Annotated in this window: 21 protein-coding genes; 14 read left to right on the top strand and 7 right to left on the bottom strand. The window is 67.0% G+C overall.

Translation table 11 applies throughout. The annotated features are described in order from the left end of the window. The first annotated feature begins 80 nt into the window (after nt 1–80). A complete protein-coding gene (locus ACQR1L_RS00895; protein WP_434856051.1) occupies nt 81–224 on the top strand; it encodes a hypothetical protein in 144 nt (47 codons plus the stop codon). 135 nt (nt 225–359) lie between these two features. Here the strand turns inward: ACQR1L_RS00895 and ACQR1L_RS00890 are convergent, their stop codons facing one another. The 3 genes from ACQR1L_RS00890 to crtD form a co-directional block, all read right to left on the bottom strand. Next, nucleotides 360–614, bottom strand: coding sequence for a hypothetical protein (locus tag ACQR1L_RS00890; protein WP_434856050.1), 255 nt, complete (start codon nt 612–614; stop codon nt 360–362). Between the two features lie 637 nt (nt 615–1,251). Continuing rightward, nucleotides 1,252–2,115 (bottom strand): hydratase, encoded by an 864-nt coding sequence (locus ACQR1L_RS00885; RefSeq protein WP_434856049.1) that lies wholly within the window; start codon nt 2,113–2,115, stop codon nt 1,252–1,254. Beyond that, nucleotides 2,112–3,641, bottom strand: a complete 1,530-nt coding sequence (crtD, locus tag ACQR1L_RS00880) for a 1-hydroxycarotenoid 3,4-desaturase CrtD (RefSeq protein ID WP_434856048.1) — start codon at nt 3,639–3,641, stop codon at nt 2,112–2,114. The genes ACQR1L_RS00885 and crtD overlap by 4 nt, the downstream gene beginning before the upstream one ends. A 120-nt stretch (nt 3,642–3,761) precedes the next feature. Between crtD and ACQR1L_RS00875 the strand changes: the two genes are divergently transcribed. The 12 genes from ACQR1L_RS00875 (at nt 3,762) to ACQR1L_RS00820 (ending at nt 14,904) form a co-directional block, all read left to right on the top strand. Continuing rightward, nucleotides 3,762–4,631, top strand: a complete 870-nt coding sequence (locus ACQR1L_RS00875) for a polyprenyl synthetase family protein (RefSeq protein WP_434856047.1) — start codon at nt 3,762–3,764, stop codon at nt 4,629–4,631. Nucleotides 4,632–5,191: 560 nt separating this feature from the next. Continuing rightward, nucleotides 5,192–6,337 (top strand): methyltransferase, encoded by a 1,146-nt coding sequence (locus ACQR1L_RS00870; RefSeq protein ID WP_434856046.1) that lies wholly within the window; start codon nt 5,192–5,194, stop codon nt 6,335–6,337. Between the two features lie 89 nt (nt 6,338–6,426). Then, nucleotides 6,427–7,368 carry a chlorophyll synthesis pathway protein BchC gene (gene bchC, locus ACQR1L_RS00865; RefSeq protein ID WP_434856045.1) on the top strand — a complete coding sequence of 314 codons (942 nt, stop codon included), beginning with the start codon at nt 6,427–6,429 and terminating at the stop codon, nt 7,366–7,368. After that, complete coding sequence (locus tag ACQR1L_RS00860) at nt 7,365–8,375, top strand: chlorophyllide a reductase iron protein subunit X (protein WP_434856044.1); 1,011 nt, start codon at nt 7,365–7,367, stop codon at nt 8,373–8,375. The genes bchC and ACQR1L_RS00860 overlap by 4 nt, the downstream gene beginning before the upstream one ends. A 45-nt stretch (nt 8,376–8,420) precedes the next feature. Further along, nucleotides 8,421–9,968, top strand: a complete 1,548-nt coding sequence (bchY, locus tag ACQR1L_RS00855; RefSeq protein ID WP_434856043.1) for a chlorophyllide a reductase subunit Y — start codon at nt 8,421–8,423, stop codon at nt 9,966–9,968. Next, on the top strand, nt 9,968–11,419 hold the full coding sequence (gene bchZ / locus ACQR1L_RS00850) for a chlorophyllide a reductase subunit Z (RefSeq protein ID WP_434856042.1): 1,452 nt from the start codon (nt 9,968–9,970) through the stop codon (nt 11,417–11,419). Before bchY ends, bchZ begins: the two co-directional genes overlap by 1 nt. Before the next feature lie 32 nt (nt 11,420–11,451). Further along, entirely contained in the window at nt 11,452–11,679 is a 228-nt protein-coding gene (locus ACQR1L_RS00845; RefSeq protein WP_434856041.1) for a hypothetical protein, read from the top strand. 171 nt (nt 11,680–11,850) lie between these two features. Then, nucleotides 11,851–12,081 carry a light-harvesting antenna LH1, beta subunit gene (pufB, locus tag ACQR1L_RS00840; protein ID WP_434856040.1) on the top strand — a complete coding sequence of 77 codons (231 nt, stop codon included), beginning with the start codon at nt 11,851–11,853 and terminating at the stop codon, nt 12,079–12,081. A 16-nt stretch (nt 12,082–12,097) separates the two neighbouring features. Further along, nucleotides 12,098–12,286 carry a light-harvesting antenna LH1, alpha subunit gene (pufA, locus tag ACQR1L_RS00835; protein ID WP_006615514.1) on the top strand — a complete coding sequence of 63 codons (189 nt, stop codon included), beginning with the start codon at nt 12,098–12,100 and terminating at the stop codon, nt 12,284–12,286. Between the two features lie 134 nt (nt 12,287–12,420). Further along, nucleotides 12,421–13,263 (top strand): photosynthetic reaction center subunit L, encoded by an 843-nt coding sequence (pufL, locus tag ACQR1L_RS00830; protein ID WP_434856039.1) that lies wholly within the window; start codon nt 12,421–12,423, stop codon nt 13,261–13,263. A gap of 18 nt (nt 13,264–13,281) precedes the next feature. Beyond that, nucleotides 13,282–14,208, top strand: coding sequence for a photosynthetic reaction center subunit M (gene pufM / locus ACQR1L_RS00825; protein WP_434856038.1), 927 nt, complete (start codon nt 13,282–13,284; stop codon nt 14,206–14,208). A gap of 18 nt (nt 14,209–14,226) precedes the next feature. Then, complete coding sequence (locus tag ACQR1L_RS00820) at nt 14,227–14,904, top strand: heme oxygenase (biliverdin-producing) (protein ID WP_434856037.1); 678 nt, start codon at nt 14,227–14,229, stop codon at nt 14,902–14,904. 436 nt (nt 14,905–15,340) lie between these two features. On the opposite strand, the gene ACQR1L_RS00815 is transcribed toward ACQR1L_RS00820, so the two are convergent. Continuing rightward, on the bottom strand, nt 15,341–17,512 hold the full coding sequence (locus ACQR1L_RS00815) for a GAF domain-containing protein (RefSeq protein WP_434856036.1): 2,172 nt from the start codon (nt 17,510–17,512) through the stop codon (nt 15,341–15,343). Then, complete coding sequence (gene ppsR, locus ACQR1L_RS00810; RefSeq protein ID WP_434856035.1) at nt 17,513–18,880, bottom strand: transcriptional regulator PpsR; 1,368 nt, start codon at nt 18,878–18,880, stop codon at nt 17,513–17,515. 325 nt (nt 18,881–19,205) lie between these two features. Here ppsR and ACQR1L_RS00805 point away from each other — a divergent pair, with 325 nt between their 5' ends. Then, nucleotides 19,206–19,640, top strand: a complete 435-nt coding sequence (locus ACQR1L_RS00805; RefSeq protein ID WP_434856034.1) for a c-type cytochrome — start codon at nt 19,206–19,208, stop codon at nt 19,638–19,640. A 254-nt stretch (nt 19,641–19,894) separates the two neighbouring features. Here the strand turns inward: ACQR1L_RS00805 and ACQR1L_RS00800 are convergent, their stop codons facing one another. Both ACQR1L_RS00800 and ACQR1L_RS00795 read right to left on the bottom strand, forming a co-directional pair. Continuing rightward, on the bottom strand, nt 19,895–20,158 hold the full coding sequence (locus ACQR1L_RS00800) for a hypothetical protein (protein WP_434856033.1): 264 nt from the start codon (nt 20,156–20,158) through the stop codon (nt 19,895–19,897). Between the two features lie 12 nt (nt 20,159–20,170). Continuing rightward, nucleotides 20,171–21,376, bottom strand: coding sequence for a geranylgeranyl diphosphate reductase (locus ACQR1L_RS00795; RefSeq protein ID WP_434856032.1), 1,206 nt, complete (start codon nt 21,374–21,376; stop codon nt 20,171–20,173). Nucleotides 21,377–21,378: the final 2 nt, after the last annotated feature.

Here is a 21,378-nt window from a genome sequence, read left to right as displayed (position 1 = left end):
GAGGCGCGGACGTCGGCCATGATCGGTGAGACGGTGTGAGCGAGGCGCCGAGGAGAGAGACGTCAAGTGAGTGAGACGCCATGAGCGAGATGGGCGGCCTGCTCGAACTCGTCGTCGTCGCGCTCTGCGTGCTCGGCTGGCTCGCGCTCGAATGGCAAGGCCGCCGCCTCGACCGCCAGCGCGCCGAACGCGAGGCCAGAGAACGCGAGGCGGAGAAGCAGTAGGCCGAGATCGCCGACGCGACGTCGCTGCCGCGCTGCATTATGCAGCGTCGTAGCAGGCCCGGAGCGCCGCGATGTTGCACGTCGCGGCTTGTCTGGGAGGATGAGACGGATTCACGGCTCAAACAGCGATTGGCGTCAGTGATCGCGACACAGACGGGAACGCGTCGCCGCGATCTCGCGGCACATCGTGCCCGAGGTGTCGATCATCATGTCCCTCTCGAAAGTGCAGAGGGCGCAGGGAATGCCGGGTGACAGCATCACCCATGGCCCGCCTGCTGAAAAAAATGCAGGCGGCAGGTACCACAGGCAAAGCCGAAACACGCCGGCATTCCCTGCGCGATGGGTTGACGGCTGCTTCGCGATCTCCCCGGTGCCCGGCTCGTTGGCCACCGTCGTCAGCGCCGTGCATCGGCACGAGCGCCAACTTGACCTCAGCTTCGGGAGGCCAGGACCACGCGACTTGACCGTCCGCAAACGCTCGTTCGTCCGCACATCGATGAAGACATGCTGCGAGCACTCGCGGCCATCGCATCCCCGCCTCGCGTGTCGTGACGATCGCGCGCTACGCCCCTTCTGCATGAGGCGGGATGCGCGGATACAACCATGAATTCTGAAAAATAGCAAGATGATTATTTTTGTCGGAAGCGTGAGATTGGTCCACCGCCGTCGTCCCGGCGAACGCCGGGACCCATACCCCCAGGGAGGAGTTTGGGGCGCGCTAGCCATTGGCACTTGGCTCGTTCACGACCGCTGCGGCGTATGGATCCCGGATCGGCGCCGCGCCGCGCTGGCGCGCGCCGCGGCTTGTCCGGGATGACGGTGTTCGTTGTTGCGCGGGCCTGCATGCATCGTCGTGTCGGCACGACATCAAGCTGCGCGTCGATCACATCCCGCCGGGCGCGTTCGTGCCGAAGGAGGGGTCGCATGCGCCTTGCGGACCACCGCTGTCGTACCACGATAGGTGCGCCCCCTCTCCCCGCAAGGGCCCCGCAAGGGGGAGGGGAGTCGCACCGCGCGCGGCGATTATTCACCAGCGCGGCATGCGGAACGGCAGCATGGCCTGGACGATCGGCAGCTGGAAGCGGTCGAGCGACAGGCTCTCGTGCATGACGGCGACGTCCTCGCCATGAATGCGCGCGGCGAGGTGGGAGCGGGCGTAGAACGGGGCGTCCTCCAGCGTGCTGACGACGCGCACGGACGTCTCCGCATCGGCGCGGGCGCTGCGGTCGACGCGCCACAACGTCCTGCGCAACGGCGCTGGCGACAGCGGCGCGAGCCGCTCCAGCCTGGCGTCGGGATCGACGTGCAGCGCGATCGTCCTGTCCGCGCCGGCGCGCGCGATCGTGTCGTAGGAAATCACCGTGCCGCTGCGCGTCGCGGCGCGCGACCATTGCCAGCTCGAAAAATCGCGCTCCAGCGGCGCATCGCCGTGGTTGATGTCGAAATAGCCGTCGCCGCGCCAGTGCAGGTCGGGATGACCGAAGTCGACCGAGACGCGGCAGCAGGGCGCGATCGGCTGCCAGCGATGGCGGCCCTCGGCATCGAGCGCGAAGGCGATCTCGTTCAGCGCGGTCGGGACCACGCGCACCTTGCCGCGCAACGGCAGCGGCCATGGCACGGTGACCTCGTTGACCTCGATGACGAGCTCGCGGCCGTTCCACTCGAGGTGGCTCGGCCCGACGGCAAAGCGCTGATCGTCGCGCGCGATCGCACGGCTGCCGCGCTCGGTCATCGACCAGCGCCGCGCCCGCGCGCCATACAGCGCAACGTTCAGCGCGCAATGATTCTCCGGATCGGCCGGGCCGCGCCGCCGCGCCCACGCATAGTACGGCGAGAACACGCTGCCGACGAAGGCGATGATGGTGAGGCCGAAGCGGCCGTCATCGCTCAACGCGTCGACATACCACCACGCATAGCCGTCCTTCGGGACGGCGCGGTCGAAGCGAGGTCCAGAATCGCCCTGGCGGCTGCCATCCGTCCCGACAACGCCGCCATCGGCACGCCCGGTCCCGGATGCGCGCTGCCCCCCGCCACGTACAGGCCCGGCAGCTTCGTCTGCGCGCCCGGCCGCTGGAACGACGCCATCCAGCCGTGCGAGCTGCGGCCGTACAGCGCGCCCCCCGTGCCCGGAAACATCCGATTGAAATCCGCCGGTGTCGTCACGCGCGTCAGTTCGGGCGTCGTCGCGACGCTGAGGCCGCAGCGCTGCAACAGGTCGAAGGTCTGGCGGGCACATTGGCTGATCTCCGAAGGCGGAAAGCGATGATGATCACCTGATGCGGGTGCGTTGATCAGCACGAACAGCGGCTCGTTGCCGCCATTCTCGCGCGGCTGGTCGTCGCGGTCCTGCGCGCAGACATAGACGGTGGGCTCGGCCGGCATCGCGCGCCGCTCGATCAACTGATCGAACTCGGCGCGGCTGTCGCGTGAGAAGAACACGTTGTGGCGCAGCAGCGGAAAGCCGTCGGCGCGCGCCATGCAGCTCCAGGTCATCGCCGACAGCGAGCGAGCATTGTCCGGGATGGCCGGCAGCGCGCGCGCGGCCTCCGCGCCGAACAATCCCTGCGCAAGCGCGGCGACATCGGCGGTCGTGATCACGGCGTCGGCTGAGATCTGCTCGCCATCGGCGAGGCGCACGCCCGCGGCGCGGCCGCTCGCCGTGACGATGCCGGCGACGTCGCTGTCGGTGCGGATGCTGACGCCGTGCCGCCGTGCCAGCGCCGCGAGACACGCCGCGAACTCGTGCATGCCGCCGTCGATCGACCAGACGCCGGCCTGCTCGACATGGGCCACCAGCATCAGCGTTGCCGGCGCGTGGAACGGCGAGGAGCCGCAATAGGTCGCGTAGCGTCCGAACAGCTGCTGCAGGCGGGCATCACGGAAATAGCCGCCGAGCGCCTTCCACATGGTCTGGAACGGCCGGATCGCGGTGAGGTCGCGGAAGCCGGCGTTGCGCAGGAGATGCGTCATGCTCGGCGCCGGGGTTCTAATAAACGGATCCCTCAACGTCTCGAAGATGCGGCGCGCGTCGCGGCAGAAGGCGCGATAGCCCTCGGCCTCGCTGCGCCCGGCGAACCGGCCGATCGCATCCGCCGATCTCGCTTCATCGGCGAACAGATCGAGCGTGCGGCGGTCGGTCCAGGCGTGGCGCGCGAGAATGTCGAGCGGCTTCAAGGTGAGATGATCGTCGAGCACGGTGCCGAGCTCGGCGAACAGCTCGTCGAACACCCAGCGCATCGTGAACACGGTCGGGCCGGAATCGATGCGCGCAGGCCCGATCGCGATCTGGCGCATCTTGCCGCCGAGCGCGGGCGCGCGCTCCAGCACCGTCACCTCGGCTCCGCCGGCCGCAAGGGTGAGCGCGGCGCTGAGGCCGGCGATCCCGGCGCCCACCACGATCACGCGGTGATCGGCCATCTCCGCACTCCTGTCTACCCGGTCTGACGCAGGAAATGTCTAGCATGATTTACACTATAGGTGTAAGTTGTAATTTACATAGGCGATGGCCCGTTGGCCGTCGCGGCAGGGGAGGCTGGCATGGACGTGATGGCCCGGATCGAAAAATCCCTCGTCGCAGCGGTCGCGCTGGCCGACCAGCCGGGATGTCCGCCCCGTCTCTCGGCCGCCATGCAGGCGGCCGTGTTCCCCAGGGGGGCCCGGGTGCGTCCGCGGCTCTGTCATGCGGTGGCCGCGGCCTGCGGCGACGACGAGCCGTCGGCGACGGATGCGGCGGGATCGGCGATCGAGCTGCTGCATTGCGCCTCGCTGGTACATGACGATCTGCCCTGTTTCGACAATGCCAAGCTTCGGCGCGGCCGGCCCTCGGTGCATGCCGCCTTCGGCGAGCCGCTCGCGGTGCTGGCCGGCGATGCGCTGATCGTGCTCGCCTTCCAGACGCTCGCCAAGTCGCGCTGCTCGCCGCTGCGGCTGGCGCGACTGATCGAGACGATCGGCGACGCCGTCGGGGTGCCGCATGGCATCGCCGCCGGCCAGGCCTGGGAATGCGAGCCGGAGATCGATCTCTCGCACTATCATCGCTCCAAGACCGGCGCGCTGTTCGCGGCGGCAACCGTGTCCGGCGCGGCGGCGGCGGGGCATTCCGATCCCGCAGCCTGGCGCAGTCTGGGCGAGAAGATCGGCGAGGCCTATCAGGTCGCCGATGACATCCGCGACGCGGCCAGCGATGAGGAGGAGGCGGGCAAGCCGGTTGGGCAGGATGCCAAGCTCGGGCGGCCCAATGCCGTGCTGATTTATGGCCTCACCGGCGCCGTCAGCTATCTGCACGATCTCGTCGCCGACGGCATTCGCACCATGCCGCCCTGCGCCCATGCCCACGAGCTGCGCGTGCTGATGGAGCAGGAAGCCAAGCGCCTGGTGCCGCGCCGTCTCGCCGCGTCGGCGGCGTGAGTTTGCTTTGAATGGCCATGCTCGCGCGGCGCCCGCGGTGCCCGCCCTCCCCTGGAGGGGAAGGGTCGGCGCGCCTGCGCGCAGCGGCAGGCGCGGCGGGGTGGGGTGACAGATTGTCGGCGGGTGCGGTGCGGACGGTCCGTGAAGGGCCGATGCAGCGGAACTTGATCTCGCCTCGACCCATCCGCACCTGTTTCCGGGATCACCCCACCCCACCGCGCGCCTTGCGCGCGGTGACCCTCCCCCTCCAGGGCAGGGCAATCGCATGTGGAAATTCCGGGCTGTCGCGACGAACGATCCTGCAAGTTAGTGACTCCGTCATGCCCGGGCTTGTCCCGCCTGCGCGGCCGAAGCCGCTTCGGCGCGGCGAAGGCCCGGGCATCCACGTCGTTCTCAGCATGCCGGCCGACGTGGATGGCCGGGACAAGCCCGGCCATGACGACTTGGAGAGAGACAAGCCCAAAACGGCGATCGCCACACGCGATTGCCCTGCCCTCCAGGGGAGGGTGGGCAGTGGTGCGCGTCGATGCGCTATTGCCCGCCGACTGGAGCATTGATCCGTGTCGACCGTCGTTCGCCACGACACTTCGCCCCCGATCAGCTTTGGCGATCGCTGGCGCGGCTGGCGCGACTCGCTGCTGGCGAGTGCTTCGTTTCAGCGCTGGGCGGCGACGTTTCCGTTGACCCGGCCGATCGCACGCCGGCGGGCGGCGGAGCTGTTCGATCTCTGCGCCGGCTTCGTCTATTCGCAGACGCTGGCGGCTTGCGTGCAACTCGATCTGTTCGAGACGTTGCGCGCCGGGCCGCTTGATCTCGCGGCGCTCGCGTCGCGTGCGGCGATACCGGACGCCGCGATGGAAAGCCTGTGCGAGGCGGCCTGCGCGCTGCAGCTGCTCGAGCGCCGCCGCGCGGCGCGCTATGGGCTCGGGCCGCTCGGCGCGGCGCTGCTCGGCAATCCCGGCATCGCCGCGATGGTCCGCCATCACGCGGCGCTCTATGCCGATCTCGGCGATCCCCTGGCGCTGCTGCGCGGCCATGATCGCGAACGCCATCTCGCGCATTACTGGCCCTATGCGCTCGACCATGGCGGCGCGGCGCTGACGCGCGACGATGTCGCGGCCTATACGGCGCTGATGGCGGCGTCGCAGCCGATGATCGCGGACGTCGTGCTATCAGCCTATCCGCTGGCCGGCCACCGCTGCCTGCTCGATGTCGGCGGCGGCGATGGCAGCTTCCTCGCCGCCGCCGCGCGAACCGCGCCGCAGCTTCGGCTGCAATTGTTCGATCTGCCGGGGGTCGCGGGGATCGCACAGGAGCGTCTGGCCCAGGCCGGTCTGGCCGACCGTACGACGATCACGGCGGGCAGCTTCCACGACGACCCGCTGCCCGCGGGCGCCGACGTGATCTCGCTGATTCGGGTGGTGCACGACCATGACGACGACGCGGTGGCGCGGCTGCTGGCCAAGGTGCGCGCAGCATTGCCCGACGGTGGCGTGCTGCTGCTGGGCGAGCCGATGCGCGACATGGCCGGCGGCAGCGACGGCGTCGCTGCCTATTTCGAGATCTATCTCCGGGCGATGGGGCAGGGCCGGCCGCGCAGCGCGGCACGGCTTCGCGAACTGCTGAGCATGGCAGGCTTTTCGCAGGTGCGAGTGCTTCGCACCCGCATCCCGTTGATTGCCAGCGTGATTGTCGCGAAAAGCTGACACTCCGAATGTAAATTTATATTGACACTTTCCCTGGTCGGACTAACCTGACACCCGTAACTAAGCGGGCGTCGCCGGGGAGTTGGGCAATGGACGCGATCGCCGTCGTACTGGGGAGGCCGAGGCAACTATCGCTGCAGCACCTGGTGCTTGCAGACGCCCCGGACTGCCTGACCGTCGACATCGAATGGAGCGCGATCAGCACCGGCACCGAGCGGTTGCTGTACGAAGGCCGCATGCCGCAGTTTCCGGGCATGGGCTATCCGCTCGTGCCGGGCTACGAGGCTGTGGGCCGCGTGGCGCAGGCCGCGCCGCATTCCGGTTTCCGGAAGGGCGAGCGCGTGTTCGTGCCGGGCGCGGCGCGCTGCTTCGGCGAGGTGAAGAGCCTGTTCGGTGCCGCGGCCTCGCGGCTCACCGTTCCTCCGCAGCGTGTCGTGGCGATCGACGAAGTGACCGGCGAGCGCGGCGTGCTGCTCGCGCTGGCAGCGACCGCCTACCATGCGCTGTCGATCGGCGGTGACGGAAGGGCCGAATGCGTCGTTGGCCATGGCGTGCTCGGGCGCCTGCTGGCGCGGTTGATCATCGCGATGGGCGGCGATCCGCCCGTCGTGTGGGAGAGCAATCCCGAGCGTGCCGATGGCGCGATCGGCTATCGCGTCATCAATCCCGCTCAGGACGACAAGCGCGACTACCGCCTGATCTTCGATGCCAGCGGTGATGCCGGACTGCTCGACAGCCTGATTGCGCGCCTGGCGCCCCGCGGCGAGATCATCCTCGCCGGCTTCTACAGCGCGCCGCTGACCTTCTCCTATCCGCCGGCCTTCATGCGCGAGGCGGCAATCCGCGTCGCCGCCGAATGGAAGCACGAGGATCTGATCGCGGTGCGTAACCTGATCGATACCGGCCGGCTGTCGCTGGACGGGCTGATCACGCATCACGCGGATGCAGCGTCTGCCGAGAGCGCCTACCGGACCGCGTTCGACGATCCGTCATGTCTCAAGATGGTCCTGGACTGGAGAGCTGCACGATGAATGCCCCGACCAAGATCAGTGCCAACTTGGCTGCAATGACGGATGCCCTGCGTGCCGAGGCCGCGATCGAGCCGGATGCGCCGGTGACGGCTGCGCCGAAGAAGACCACGCAGATCATCGCAATCTACGGCAAGGGCGGCATCGGCAAGAGCTTCACGCTCGCCAACCTGTCCTACATGATGGCGCAGCAGGGCAAGAAGGTGCTGCTGATCGGCTGCGATCCGAAGAGCGACACGACTTCGCTGCTGTTCGGCGGCCGGGCGTGCCCGACCATTCTGGAGACCTCGTCGAAGAAGAAGCTCGCGGGCGAGGAGGTCAAGATCGGCGACGTCTGCTTCAAGCGCGACGGCGTGTTCGCGATGGAGCTCGGCGGTCCCGAGGTCGGCCGCGGCTGCGGCGGACGCGGCATCATCCATGGCTTCGAGCTGATCGAGAAGCTCGGCTTCCACGATTGGGGCTTCGACTACGTGCTGCTCGACTTCCTCGGCGACGTCGTCTGCGGCGGCTTCGGCCTGCCGATCGCGCGCGACATGTGCCAGAAGGTGATCATCGTCGGCTCCAACGACCTGCAGTCGCTCTACGTCGCCAACAATGTCTGCTCGGCGGTGGAGTATTTCCGCAAGCTCGGCGGCAATGTCGGCGTTGCCGGCATCGTCATCAACAAGGATGACGGCACCGGCGAGGCGCAGGCGTTTGCGGATGCCGTCGGCATCCCGGTGCTGGCCTCGATCCCGGCCGACGACGACATCCGCCGCAAGAGCGCGAGCTATCAGATCATCGGTCGGCCCGGCACGGCCTGGGCGCCGCTGTTCGAGTTGCTCGCCACCAACGTCGCCGAGGCGCCGCCGCAGCATCCGCATCCGCTGACCCAGGACGGCCTGCTCGGCCTGTTCAAGGCCTCCGAAGTCGGCCGCGACGTCGTGCTGGAGCAGGCGACGCTCGAGGACATGTGCGGCAGCACGGCGGTGACGAAACCGTCGCTCGAAGTGATCTACGACAATGTGTGACGGGTGCGTGCCGAGCAGCGGAACAGAGTACTGGAATCTCGTGCAATGAGCGATGCAGTGGTCCATCAGGCGGTGAGCGCGCAACGCGACGCGGCGGCAGGCGTGCCGGCGCAGCCGGAGGCGCTGGGCTGCCATGCCGGCAAGGCCGAGCTCAGGAAGGCGGCCGATGCCGCCGGCAAGAGCGAGGTCTTGGCGCGCTACGCGGCCGACTATCCGGCCGGGCCGCATGACCAGCCGCAGAGCATGTGCCCGGCGTTTGGCTCGCTGCGTGTGGGCCTGCGCATGCGGCGCACCGCGACCGTGCTGTCGGGCTCGGCCTGCTGCGTCTATGGCCTGACCTTCACCTCGCATTTCTACGGCGCGCGGCGCAGCGTCGGCTATGTCCCGTTCAACTCGGAGACCTTGGTCACCGGAAAGCTGTTCGAGGACATCCGCGACGCGGTGTTCAAGCTCGCGGACCCTGCGAACTACGACTGCGTCGTCATCATCAATCTCTGCGTCCCCACCGCCTCGGGCGTGCCGCTGCAGATTCTCCCGAAGGAGATCAACGGCGTCCGCATCATCGGCATCGACGTCCCCGGCTTCGGCGTGCCCACCCATGCCGAGGCCAAGGACGTGCTCGCCGGCGCGATGCTGAACTATGCGCGGCGCGAGGCGGAGCAGGGACCGGTGCAGGCGCCGCGCGCGCCGCGTGGCGACAGGCCGACGATTACTTTGCTCGGCGAGATGTTCCCCGCCGACCCCGTCGGCATCGGCATGCTGCTGGCGCCACTTGGATTGGCGGCCGGGCCGACCGTGCCGACGCGCGAATGGCGCGAGCTGTATGGCGCGCTCGACTGCGCGGCGGTCGCGGCGATCCATCCGTTCTATACGGCCTCGATCCGCGAGTTCGAGTCGGCCGGCCGGCCGATCATCGGCTCCGCCCCGGTCGGCTGCGACGGCACGGCGGACTGGCTCGAGGCCGTCGGCTCGACCTGCGGCATCGGCCGCGCGCAGATCGATGCGGCGAAGAATGCCGTGCTGCCGGCGATCCGCGGCGCGCTCGCGGCGGCGCCGATCCGCGGCCGCATCACGCTGTCGGGCTATGAAGGCTCGGAGCTGCTGGTTGGGCGTCTGCTGGTCGAGAGCGGCGCCGACCTGCGCTATGTCGGCACCGCCTGTCCGCGGACGCGTTGGTCGGAGGCCGACTGCGCCTGGCTCGAGCAACGCGGCGTGCGCGTGCAGTATCGGGCATCGCTGGAGCAGGATCTCGCGGCGGTCGACGAATTCGCGCCGGATCTCGCCATCGGCACCACGCCGGTGGTGCAGAAGGCGAAGGCGCGCGCGATTCCGTCGCTGTACTTCACCAACCTGATCTCGGCACGGCCGCTGTTCGGCGTCTCCGGCGCCGGCTCGCTGGCGCAGGTCGTCAACGCGGCGATCGCGGGTAAAGCCCGCTTCGACGAGATGCGCGACTTCTTCGAAGGTGTCGGCGAGGGCGACACCGCGGGCGTGTGGCAGGGCATGCCTGTCGCGCGTCCGGACTTCCGCGACAAATATCGCAAGGCGGTCGCGGCGCAGGCCAAGAAGCGCAAGTCCGAGGAGATGGTGTAATGCTGATCCTCGACCACGATCGCGCCGGCGGCTATTGGGGCTCGGTCTACGCGTTCACCGCCATCAAGGGCCTGCAGGTTATCATCGACGGCCCCGTCGGCTGCGAGAACCTGCCGGTGACCTCGGTGCTGCACTATACCGACGGCCTGCCGCCGCACGAGCTGCCGATCGTCGTCACCGGATTGGGCGAGGATGAGCTCGGCCAGAAGGGCACCGAGCAGGCGATGAAGCGCGCCCGCGCCGCGCTCGATCCGGATCTGCCGGCCGTGGTCGTCACCGGCTCGATCGCCGAGATGATCGGCGGCGGCGTGACGCCCGAGGGCTCCAACATCAAGCGCTTCCTGCCACGCACGATCGACGAGGACCAGTGGCAGAGCGCCAACCGCGCCTTGAGCTGGCTGTGGAGCGAATACGGCCTGCGCAAGATCCCCGAGCGCAAGCCGCGAACTGATGGCGAGAAGCCCCGCGTCAACATCATCGGGCCGATCTACGGTACCTTCAACATGCCCTCGGATCTCGCCGAGATCCGCCGCCTGGTGGAAGGCATCGGCGCCGAGATCAACATGGTGTTCCCGCTCGGCAGCCACCTCGCCGATGTGCCCAAGCTGGTCAATGCCGACGTCAACATCTGCATGTATCGCGAGTTCGGCCGGCTGCTGTGCGAGACCTTGGAGCGGCCCTATCTGCAGGCGCCGATTGGGCTGCATTCGACGACGAAATTCCTGCGCTCGCTCGGCGAGCTGACGGGGCTGGATCCGGAGCCGTTCATCACCCGCGAGAAGCACACCACGATCAAGCCGGTGTGGGATCTCTGGCGCTCGGTGACGCAGGACTTCTTCGGCACCGCGAGCTTCGGCATCGTGGCCTCCGAGACCTATGCACGGGGCCTGCGCAATTTCCTGGAGACCGAGCTCGGTCTGCCCTGCCACTTCGCGATCTCGCGCTGCGCGGGCGCCAAGACCGACAATGATTCGATCCGCAAGATGATCCACGAGCGGCCGCCGCTGGTGCTGTTCGGCAGCTACAATGAGCGCATGTATGCGGCGGAAGCGGGAAACCGCGCGATCTACATCCCGGCCTCGTTCCCGGGCACGGTGATCCGCCGCCACACCGGCACGCCGTTCATGGGCTATGCCGGCGCGACCTATGTCGTGCAGGAAGTCTGCAACGCGCTGTTCGATGCGCTGTTCAACATCCTGCCGCTCGCCACGCAACTGGATCAGATCGCTGCGACGCCGGCGCGGCTCGAGCGCGAATTGCCCTGGGACGACGGCGCCAAGCTGGCGCTGGATCAGATCATCGAGACGCAGCCGGTGCTGGTGCGGATCTCCGCGGCCAAGCGGCTGCGCGATGCGGCCGAGCGCGGTGCGCGTCAGGCCGGACTGGACACGGTGACGGAAGACATTCTCGCGCAAGCGCGGTCACGGCTCGCAACGGGCCAGGCCGCGTAGGCAACGGGGATGGAGCGGAGAGGGAGAGGACGATGTCGTTATACGAACGCGTGGATCGTGACGTCGCGCCGGGATCGCGCGAGCGGATCGAATACCTTCTCGTCTACGCGGTGTGCTTTGCCGTGCTGATGGTCGAGGGCGTGCTGCGCCGGATCGGCTCGCTGGTCACGGCCCATCGTCCGGCGCCGCTCGGCGCGATCGTCGCCGAAGCGCGGGTCAAGGCTGCGAACTGCGCGACCTCGTCGTTCATGGGGCTGTGACGCCCCGAAAGGTTTCGGGCTCCGGGGTCGTGATGTCAGGCCCCGCTGCTCTTGCAAGGAATTCGTGCGGCTAGCCGCACGGATGTCATCCCGGCGACGGGATGGCGCTTCGACGCCGCTCATCTCGGTGAGCGGCATCCGGCCGAAAGGCCAACACCAGGAGGTACTACTATGGTGGAACCAAACAAGGGAGGCTCTCTGTCGGGGCTGACCGAAGCGGAGGCTAGGGAATTCCATAGCATCTTCATGACGAGCTTTGTGGCCTTCACGGCGGTTGCGATCGTCGCCCACATTCTCGCCTGGATGTGGCGTCCGTGGCTGCCCGGCCCGACCGGCTACAAGGCAGCGGCGCTGGATGGGGTGACCCACTACGCCAATCTCGTGCTCTCCTACCTGACCTGATCGAAAGGAGAAAACTATGTGGCGCTTGTGGTTGTTGTTCGATCCCCGCAGGGTTCTCGTGGCTCTCGGCGTGTTCCTGTTCGGGCTGGCATTGGTGATTCACTTCATCCTGCTCAGCACCAACCGGTTCAACTGGCTGGAGGGACCGCGTGCTGCGAAGACGTCGTCGATCTCGGCTCCGGTCACCCCGGTAAAGCTCACCTAACAGCTCGACGACCAGAGGGAAGCGGACGGGCGACGGCGGCAGACCCCGTTCGCCCGCTTCCCAAATCCTCTCGTCCACCGAATTCACGATACGACACGTAGCTTATCGAGCGACGGGCAGCGGAGGCAGGACCGATGGCAATGCTCAGCTTTGAACGAAAATACCGCGTCCGCGGCGGAACGTTGATCGGCGGCGATCTCTTCGATTTCTGGATCGGCCCGTTCTACGTCGGCTTCTTCGGCGTGACGACGATCTTCTTCACCTTCGTCGGCGTGGCGCTGATCCTCTATGCCACGGCGCTCGGACCGACGTGGAATCTCTGGCAGATCAGCATCAATCCGCCCGACGCGAAATACGGGCTCTCCTTCGCGCCACTCACGGAGGGCGGCTTCTGGCAGCTCATCACGGTGTGCGCGCATGGCGCGTTCGTCTCGTGGGCGCTGCGCGAGGTCGAGATCTGTCGCAAGCTCGCGATCGGCTATCACGTGCCGGTGGCCTTCGGCTTCGCGATCTTTGCCTATTTCACGCTGGAGGTGATCCGTCCGGTGCTGATGGGCTCGTGGAGCTACGCGTTTCCCTACGGCATCATCACCCATCTCGATTGGGTGTCGAACACCGGCTATCAGTTCGGCAACTTCCACTACAATCCCGCGCACATGATCGCGATCACGTTCTTCTTCACGACGTGTCTCGCGCTCGCGCTGCACGGCTCGCTGATCCTGTCGGCCGCCAATCCGGGCAAGGGCGAGGAGATGAAGTCGCCGGAACATGAGAACACGATGTTCCGCGATCTCATCGGCTACTCCATCGGCACGCTCGGCATCCACCGGCTCGGCCTGTTCCTGGCGCTGTCGGCGGTGTTCTTCAGCGCCGTCTGCATCGTCATCTCCGGCCCCGCCTGGCTGCTGCCCGAAGGCAATGCCTGGTCGGATTGGTGGGAATGGTGGCGCAAGATCCCGATCTGGTCGCCGCAATGAGTTGAGGGGGAGGTCGTCATGGCCCAATACCAGAACATCTTCACGCAGATTCAAGTTCGTAGCAAAATCTACCCGGGCATTCCGATCGAGCCGGGCATTTGGGAGCGGCTCGGCAAGGGCAGCTTCAACTACTGGTTCGGCAAGCTCGGCGACGCCCAGGTCGGCCCGGTGTATCTGGGCTTCCTCGGCCTCGCCTCGCTGATGACCGGCTTCGTTGCGATCGAGATCATCGGTCTCAACATGCTGGCGTCGGTGAACTGGAGTCCGCTCGAGTTCATCCGTCAGTTCTTCTGGCTCTCCTTGCAGCCGCCGGCCCCAGAATACGGCCTGCAGATCTTTCCGCCGCTACAGGAGGGCGGCTGGTGGCTGATGGCCGGCTTCTTCCTGACGACGTCGATCCTGCTGTGGTGGGCGCGTACCTATCGCCGCGCGCGGGCGCTCGGCCTCGGCACCCACGTGTCGTGGGCGTTCGCGTCGTCGATCTGGCTGTACCTGGTGCTCGGCTTCATCCGGCCGATCTTCATGGGAAGCTGGAGCGAGGCGGTGCCGTTCGGCATCTTCCCGCACCTCGACTGGACCAACAACTTCTCCATCACCCACGGCAACCTGTTCTACAATCCGTTCCACATGCTCTCGATCGCCTTCCTGTACGGGTCGGCGCTGCTGTTCGCGATGCATGGCGCGACGGTGCTGGCGATCAGCCGCTACGGCGGCGAGCGCGAGCTGGAGCAGATCGTCGACCGCGGCACGGCGTTCGAACGTGGTGCGCTGTTCTGGCGCTGGACGATGGGCTTCAATGCGACGGCCGAATCGATCCATCGCTGGGCCTGGTGGTTCGCGGTGCTTTGTCCCTTGACCGGCGGCATCGGTATCCTACTGTCAGGCACCGTTGTCGACAGCTGGTTCGACTGGGGCGTGAAACACGGGCTGGCGCCGATGCGCTGAAGGTCTGCGGGACGAGGCATGTTGGACAGAGTTGAGCAGATCGAATTGGCCGGGCGCAGCACGCGTCCGGCCAGTCTTTTGGAGGCGCTGCGCGAGCGCACCAAGGCGCTGCACGTGACCGCCGAACGGACCGGCGTCGTCGCCGAGCTGCTGCGCGGACGCGGCACGGTCGCGGCCTACGCGCTGCTGTTGCGCAATCTGCTTCCGGTCTACGACGCGCTGGAAGCCGAGCTTCTTCGCCACGAGCGAACGCCGGTGGTGGGTCTCATCGTGCGGCCCGAGTTGCATCGCAGTGCCGCGATCAAGGCTGATCTGGCGCGGTTGAATGCGAGCAGCCTGCCGCTGCTTCCCCAGACGATCGCGTATGTCGGCGCCATCCGCGAGGCGGGCGCTGGTTCGGGGCACCCGCTGCTGGCGCATGCCTATACGCGCTATCTCGGCGATCTCAGCGGCGGCCAGATCATCAAGAAGATTCTTGCGCGTTCGCTCGAGCTGCCGCCCGAGGCGCTGTCGTTCTACGAGTTTCCGGAGATTGCCGACATTCCGCGCTTCAAGGACGACTATCGCGATGCGCTGGAGCAGGCGGGTGCGGCGATGGACGAGCATGATGTCGTCGTCGAGGAAGCCGCGACGGCGTTCCAGCTGAACATCACGCTGTCGCAGGCGCTGCTGGTGGCGGCGGGGCTTGGCGGGTAGGGTAGGCGAGACGTAGGCTCGTAGCGTACGCCGACTTCAAATTCGCGGTGAAGGGCAACATCCGTTGGAGCCGATCTGCTTCCGCGGCAGCGGTCCACTCCCCTCCCCCTTGCGGGGAGGGGTTGGGGGTGGGGAGCCACGAATCGCGCTGCTTGTGATCAAGCTCCATACCCTCGAGCTCATTTGCTACTGAGCGAACCGGAATCAAGAGACGATCGCAACGGGAGCTGTTGTGCGATGTGAAAGGCATCGTGCTCATCAAGCAGTTCGGAGTGCGCGGACCCCCACCCCCGACCCCTCCCCGCAAGGGGGAGGGGAGCGCACTGCGGTTGCGGGACCATCTTGGGTCACATCGTCAAAGTGCGTTTGAGTTTGGCGAACGGCTTTGTCCCGCATGACCAATCAAGCGAAGCCTGCGCTTGCTTACTCCGCACCCTCACTCCCCGCTCTGCGAGCGATACCAAACCAGGTGCTCCAAAATGCTCAGCGTGCGCGCGGTGGAGTTGCGGATGCTCTCCAGCATTTCGGGCATGCTGCCCGCCTCGGCGCCGTGGGTGACTTCCAGCGCGGCGAGTTGGGCGTTCTCCACCGTGGAGGCGGCGAGCTCCTTGTAGATCAGGCTGGCGCTGTGATCGAGCCGCAGGCTCGGGCGGCGGTTGCCGTCGATCTCCTCCTGGAAACGGGCGCGCGCGGCTTCCGCGGTCTTGCGCTCGGTGAGGTCGGAGAAGATCAGCACGAAGCCGAGAACGCGGTCGTAGGGCGCGATCACGGGATCGGCGCGCAGCATCAGCGGCCGTTGCGGCAAGGCGCCGCCGGTCAGCGTCAGCTCGCCGCGCCAGCTGCGCTTGTTGCGCATGAGGTCGTCGAGATTGGCGCGGAATTCCGCCGGCGCCGAGAAATAGGCGCCGAGGTCGCGCAGATGCGGAATATGCGGATGCGAGGCGCGCAACTGCTGCTCGAAGGCTTCGTTCATCAGCAGGATACGGCCTTCGACATCGGCGATGATGACCGGCTGCTCCGAGCGCAGCACCTGCGCGCTGATGGTGGCGAGCTGGTCCTGGGCGATCACCATGCGCACCGAGCGCAGCTGCAGCGCGACGTCGGCGACGGTCTCGCTGACCAGCCGGGCCGACGCGAGTTCGGCCGGCGACCATGGCTCGGACTTGCCCTCCACCAGCTGGTGCCATTGCGCGAACGAGCGCCGCGGCGACAGATCGGAGGGATCGTCGCCGATGATCACGGCCTTCAGCGGATCGCCGCCCCAGGTCACCGTTCGCACCTGCTCGGGCCGGAACCACAGCAGATACTCGCCATCGCTGGCGGAGAGCGGCGCCGCGATCAGGCCGCTCGCCACGCCGCGGATATCGCTGAACGACGGCTCGTCCAGAGTGAGCGAGGCGGTGACGGTCAGCCCTTGTGCGGCATCTGGCAGCTTGCGCCTGCGGTCGAGCCAGGTCGCGAGATCGCGGATGCGCTGCGTCGACGGCACGTCGCCGGCGGTCGTGACCTGGCCCTCGAACAGCAGCGCCGCGCCGCTGGCGCCGAGCGGCTGCAGCAGCGATTGCGAGCCGTCGAACAGCGCGGTCTGCCATTCGCCGTCGCGCGACACCGCCTCGGCCAGCCGCTGTTCCAGCCGACGCACCACCAACTCGGACTGGCTCTGGGCGAAGCTTTCGAGGGCGGCGATCCGGATTGCGCAGGTCTCGGCCAGCGCCTCGCCGGCGGCGCGAATGTCGAACGGCACGAAGCGCGGTTCGTAATGGTGGCAGGCGATCAGCCCCCACAGCCGGCCGCTGACCATCAGCGAGCACACGAGCGTCGCGCCGACACCCATGTTCTGCAGATATTTCTGATGGATCGGCGACATGCTGCGCAGGCAGCTCAAGGACATGTCGAGGTCGCGGCCGTTGAGCGGTGAGATCCGCGGCTGCAGCGGCACCGGCATGTAGTTCACGTCGACCAGCAGCCGGACGCGGTTGCGCTCGTAGAGCCGGCGCGCGATCTGCGGAATGTCCGAGGCCGGATAGCGGTTGCCGAGAAACGCCTCGAGGTCGGGCCGCCGTCGCTCGGACAGCACCTCGCCATGGCCCTCCTCGTCGAAGCGGTAGACCATGACGCGGTCGTAGCCGGTGATTTCCTTGAAGATCGTCGCCGTCTCGTCGCACAGGCCGAGCAGCGACGAGGCCGAGGTGATGCGGTGGAAGGCGCCGTCGAGGGCGGGGGCGATGTTGGTCGACCTTGTCGCCGGCTCCAGCTCGACGATCAGTCCGCCGTTCGAGGGCCGATGCACCGTGCAGTCGACCTGCTGCGGCGGCGATCCGGCCGTGCATCGCAGCGTCATCGGCGTCAGGTGCAGCGGACCGTTGAGATGCGGCAGGATCTGCAGCGCCACGTCGCCGCCGAGATCGCGCAAGGGGCGTCCGACCACGGTATTGGTATTGAGGAAGGCGGCCGCATTGATGCTGGCCTGGATGACGACGTTGTCCGGCTCCTTCAGCGCCAGCAGGATGCCGTGCGGCTGGATCGAGCCCGCGAGATGAATCTGTTCACGCTCGCAATCCGCAAGAGTAGCGTGGCCGAAGGCCGGCGTTGTCAGCGGAACGGGCAACTAGCTCCCCTTTTCGGTTTCCTCGTCTTCTTCTAGCTGGCTCAGATTATACCGATCGAGCTTGGCGTAAAGACTTTGCCGGCTGAGGCCGAGAATTTCGGCCGCCGACGTCCTGTTCCCGTTGGCGAGCTCAAGCGCGGCGCGGACATAGTGCTGCTCGACGACCTCCACGGTGCTCCGCACCAGGTCGCGCAGCGGCGTTTTGCCCACCGATTCGTTGAGACCAGACAGGGCCGCCCGAAGATTGTCATGTTCCGCCGCCGGAGACAACCGCCGCGCGATATTGCGCATGATCAATCCGATCCGGCGGTGACCGTCCAGACCGTGGGAGGCGGCCGAAATCTCGACCTCCGTCTCGCTGCCGAGCTCGCCCTGGATGGTGGTGGCGAGCAGGCGGACGGTGCCATGCCGTTCGACGTTGGAGATCAGCACCGAAAGGTCGGCGCCCGGCCGCGTCAGCCAGCGGCTGAGTTTCTCGCCGAGGACGGCCTCCTTTGAGCCGATCTCGACCAGCTCCAGGAAGGCGCGATTCGCGCGCTTGATCGCCCCGGTCGCATCGATGCTGATGACGGCATCGGGCAGATTGTCGATCAGCCCTTCCGGATCGTCCGGCATCGGTCCGGGCTGCGCAGCTCGGCCGATCGGCGCCATCTGCAGCAGGAACATCGGCGCGGTCTCGCTCGTCATCAGCGATCCCCGGAGCATCCAGGGCGCGGCGTCCTCGCCGAGGTGAACGACGATGCCGGGCGCCTTGCCCTGGTCGCGGACGCGCCTGAGCATCAGCTCCACCGGCTCTCGCTCCTTCTGCGGGATCTCCTGCAGAAACTCGCGGCCGACCAGATTGTCCCGGCGCCGGCTGGAGACGCCGAGCGCCGCCGCCGCGGTGCGGTTCGCCTCGACGATGCGCAGATCGGACACCTTCGTCAGCAGCACGGCCTCGTTGGAATCCTCGATGACGAGCCGGTAGCGGGTCTCGATCTCGCGCAGCTTCCAGTAGTCGCGCTCGATGGTCTGCTGCGCCGAGATCAGGCGAGCCTGCAGCTCCGCGACAGCCTGCAGGTTCTTGCCGATCGCCAGCATGCCCGCCCGGCCGCCGAGCAGCACGGTGGTGAATTCCATCGGCAGTTCCAGGCCGCTCGGAAACCGCTGCGTGATCTGGCGAAACGCGGAGATGCCGGTGCGCTTGGTGTCCTGCATGATGCGCTCGATCTTCTCGCTCGCATCGTCGACGATTTCGGACCAGGGCCGGCCAAGCCAGACGTCGACATTCTCTGTCGAGATGTTCGGCGACAGCGTGGCCTCACGGATCACGCCGTCCATGTCGAGCAGCAATGTCACGTCGGGTCGTGGACCGTGAAACTCGGCCATGTATTGGCACCCGCTTGTTGGCACCCGTTGGAGACGCTCGCAGGGATCGCGGCCTCGATTGGCGCGCATTTTGAAGGTGTTGCGCCGTATCCCGCTAACGCATTGATAGTCTTGAGAATGTCGTTAGCTCACGCAGAGCCTTCGGTGTCAAGGCTTATTTCCAAGCATCCAACTTTCGTTGGTATTCCCGCGCCCATTGCATGGTCGAACTGCGACTTATTCGCTCACTTTCATTTCAGGTGAGCATGACAAGCGTTCATGACATTGTTATCTGTCAGGGAAAACTACGTACACTAACGGACTGGAAAGATCGGGAGAATTGGAAATGCTCAGAGTTGGATTGGTCGCAGCGGTCGTGATTGCAGCATCGGCGAGCGGCGCTTGGGCGCTGGACGGCGGTGACGCTGCGAAAGGCGAACAGGTCTTCAAGCAGTGCATGACCTGCCATCGGATCGGCCCCGACGCCAAGAATGCGGTCGGACCGGTGCTGACCGGTGTGGTCGGTCGTCCGACCGGGACCTATCCGGGGTTTGCCTATTCCGAATTGAACAAGCACGCGGGCGAGGCGGGACTGGTCTGGACCGACGACAACATCTTCGAATATCTCGCCGACCCCAACGCCTACCTGAAGAAATATCTCACCGAGAAGGGCAAGGCGGACCAGGCGACCGGCTCGACCAAGATGGTGTTCAAGCTCGCCAACGAGCAGCAGCGCAAGGACGTCGTCGCCTACCTGAAGACGTTCTCGGAGAAGAAGTAAGGGGAGTGCGGTACGGCTCTCAGGTCTGAGCGCTCATCCGCGCGCCATCCACTCGCACCAATGTCGTCCCGGCGAACGCCGGGACCCAGACCGCGTGATGCCTGTGGGCGAACAAGGTTCGGGTCGCCTTTCTTCGTCATCATGGCCCCGGTGGTTATGGATCCCGGCTTTCGCCGGGATGACCCCGCTGGGGTGGTCCTCCATACGCTCGCCCCAGCAGCAGCCGGGGAGCCCGTTCACTGCTCTCCGGAGATCTAGCGCCACCGCTGCCTGAGATCAGCCGCATTGGCGACGCCCGACGCGGCGAGGCAGCCGGCAAGCCAGAACCAGGGTGCATCCGCGAGCGCGCAGCGCAGCGCCAGCAGCAGGAACACGCCGGCGAGCAGGTTGGGCAGCAGCGCCCGCGGGCTGATGCCGCAGCGGTAGCGCCGCCAGACCCACGTCACGGCCGCAAGCTCGACCGCCACCACCGCCAGGATCAGGTCGACCAGGTGCGGGCTGCGAAACAGCTCATCCATCGCGTGAGCAGCTCAGGCCGCCTTCGCAAGCCCGGTGAGGTGGGCGATATTCTTGAAGAAGATCCGCACATGCGACAGCGGCTTCGCCTTCACGAGCTCCTTGTTCATGTAGGCGTCCCAGGTCAGCTGCTGGACGTCCTTGTCGCGGCAGATGGCGACGAAGCGCTCGCGGCGGGCGTCGTTCGTGTACCAGTAGCGCTGCATCATGCCGAGGATGAAGAACACCGCGCCATGCTTGCGCATGAACGCCTTGCGGGCGGTTGCGAGCGCTGCCACATCGCCGGTCTTCAGGAACAGGGCGACGGCATCAGCCGCGGCGCGGCCGCCGGCCATCGCGTAATAGATTCCCTCGCCCGAGGCTGGCGCGACCACGCCGGCCGCGTCGCCGGCGAGCACGACGTCGCGGCCATTGTCCCAGCGCGACAGCGGCTTCAGCGGAATCGGCGCGCCCTCGCGGCGAATGGTATCGAGATCGTCGAGCGCGGCGACTTTGCGGAACTGGGCCACCGAGCCGCGCAGCGAAAAGCCCTTATGCGCGCTGCCGGTGCCGATGCTGGTGGTCGGCCCATGCGGAAACACCCAGCTGTAGAAGTCCGGCGACAGCTGGCCGCGATAGACGACGTCGCAGCGGGTGGCGTCGAACAGCGGATGGCCACGCTCCGGCGATCGGACGATCTCGTGATAGGCGAAGACGTAGCGGATCTCGCTGACTTCCGGGATGCACTGCCGCGCCACGGCCGACACCGCGCCGTCGGCGCCGATCACCGCACGGGCGCGGACGCTGTCCGCGCGCACGCTGCCGTCGTCCATCCGGCGCTCGTAATGCACCACGGCCGTGCCATCGGCATCGCGGGCGATGTGACTGAACGTGCCGGTGCGGCGGATCGCGCCGCCCTCGGCCGCGCGGGCCCGCAGCCATTCGTCGTAATGCTCGCGATCGACCATGCCGACGAAGCCGCCGTCGATCGGCATGTCGACATCGCGGTTGCTCGGCGACACCATCCGGGCGGACGAGATCCGCGCCACCAGCAGATGGTCGGGAATTTCGAACTCGGCGATCAGCCGCGGCGGAATGGCGCCGCCGCACGGCTTGATGCGGCCGGCCTTGTCGAGCAGCAGCACCTGATGGCCCTGGCGGGCGAGATCGTTGGCGGCGGTGGCGCCGGCGGGACCGCCGCCGACCACCACGACATCGAACGTTTCGGACGGGGTGGTCATCG

The organism is Bradyrhizobium sp. HKCCYLR20261 (assembly GCF_051168435.1).
Classification (GTDB): domain Bacteria; phylum Pseudomonadota; class Alphaproteobacteria; order Rhizobiales; family Xanthobacteraceae; genus Bradyrhizobium.
The sequence above is the reverse complement of the archived record's forward strand: the minus strand, read 5'-3'. Positions and strand labels throughout refer to the sequence as shown.

Excerpts from the sequence above, each read along its gene's own strand:
- ACQR1L_RS00895 (WP_434856051.1), top strand. The coding sequence starts at position 81 with ATGAGCGAGATGGGCGGCCTGCTCGAACTCGTCGTCGTCGCGCTCTGC.
- crtD (WP_434856048.1), bottom strand. The coding sequence starts at position 3,641 with ATGGCCGATCACCGCGTGATCGTGGTGGGCGCCGGGATCGCCGGCCTC.
- ACQR1L_RS00875 (WP_434856047.1), top strand. The coding sequence starts at position 3,762 with ATGGACGTGATGGCCCGGATCGAAAAATCCCTCGTCGCAGCGGTCGCG.
- bchC (WP_434856045.1), top strand. The coding sequence starts at position 6,427 with ATGGACGCGATCGCCGTCGTACTGGGGAGGCCGAGGCAACTATCGCTG.
- ACQR1L_RS00860 (WP_434856044.1), top strand. The coding sequence starts at position 7,365 with ATGAATGCCCCGACCAAGATCAGTGCCAACTTGGCTGCAATGACGGAT.
- bchY (WP_434856043.1), top strand. The coding sequence starts at position 8,421 with ATGAGCGATGCAGTGGTCCATCAGGCGGTGAGCGCGCAACGCGACGCG.
- bchZ (WP_434856042.1), top strand. The coding sequence starts at position 9,968 with ATGCTGATCCTCGACCACGATCGCGCCGGCGGCTATTGGGGCTCGGTC.
- ACQR1L_RS00845 (WP_434856041.1), top strand. The coding sequence starts at position 11,452 with ATGTCGTTATACGAACGCGTGGATCGTGACGTCGCGCCGGGATCGCGC.
- pufB (WP_434856040.1), top strand. The coding sequence starts at position 11,851 with ATGGTGGAACCAAACAAGGGAGGCTCTCTGTCGGGGCTGACCGAAGCG.
- pufA (WP_006615514.1), top strand. The coding sequence starts at position 12,098 with ATGTGGCGCTTGTGGTTGTTGTTCGATCCCCGCAGGGTTCTCGTGGCT.
- pufL (WP_434856039.1), top strand. The coding sequence starts at position 12,421 with ATGGCAATGCTCAGCTTTGAACGAAAATACCGCGTCCGCGGCGGAACG.
- pufM (WP_434856038.1), top strand. The coding sequence starts at position 13,282 with ATGGCCCAATACCAGAACATCTTCACGCAGATTCAAGTTCGTAGCAAA.
- ACQR1L_RS00820 (WP_434856037.1), top strand. The coding sequence starts at position 14,227 with ATGTTGGACAGAGTTGAGCAGATCGAATTGGCCGGGCGCAGCACGCGT.
- ppsR (WP_434856035.1), bottom strand. The coding sequence starts at position 18,880 with ATGGCCGAGTTTCACGGTCCACGACCCGACGTGACATTGCTGCTCGAC.
- ACQR1L_RS00805 (WP_434856034.1), top strand. The coding sequence starts at position 19,206 with ATGCTCAGAGTTGGATTGGTCGCAGCGGTCGTGATTGCAGCATCGGCG.
- ACQR1L_RS00800 (WP_434856033.1), bottom strand. The coding sequence starts at position 20,158 with ATGGATGAGCTGTTTCGCAGCCCGCACCTGGTCGACCTGATCCTGGCG.
- ACQR1L_RS00795 (WP_434856032.1), bottom strand. The coding sequence starts at position 21,376 with ATGACCACCCCGTCCGAAACGTTCGATGTCGTGGTGGTCGGCGGCGGT.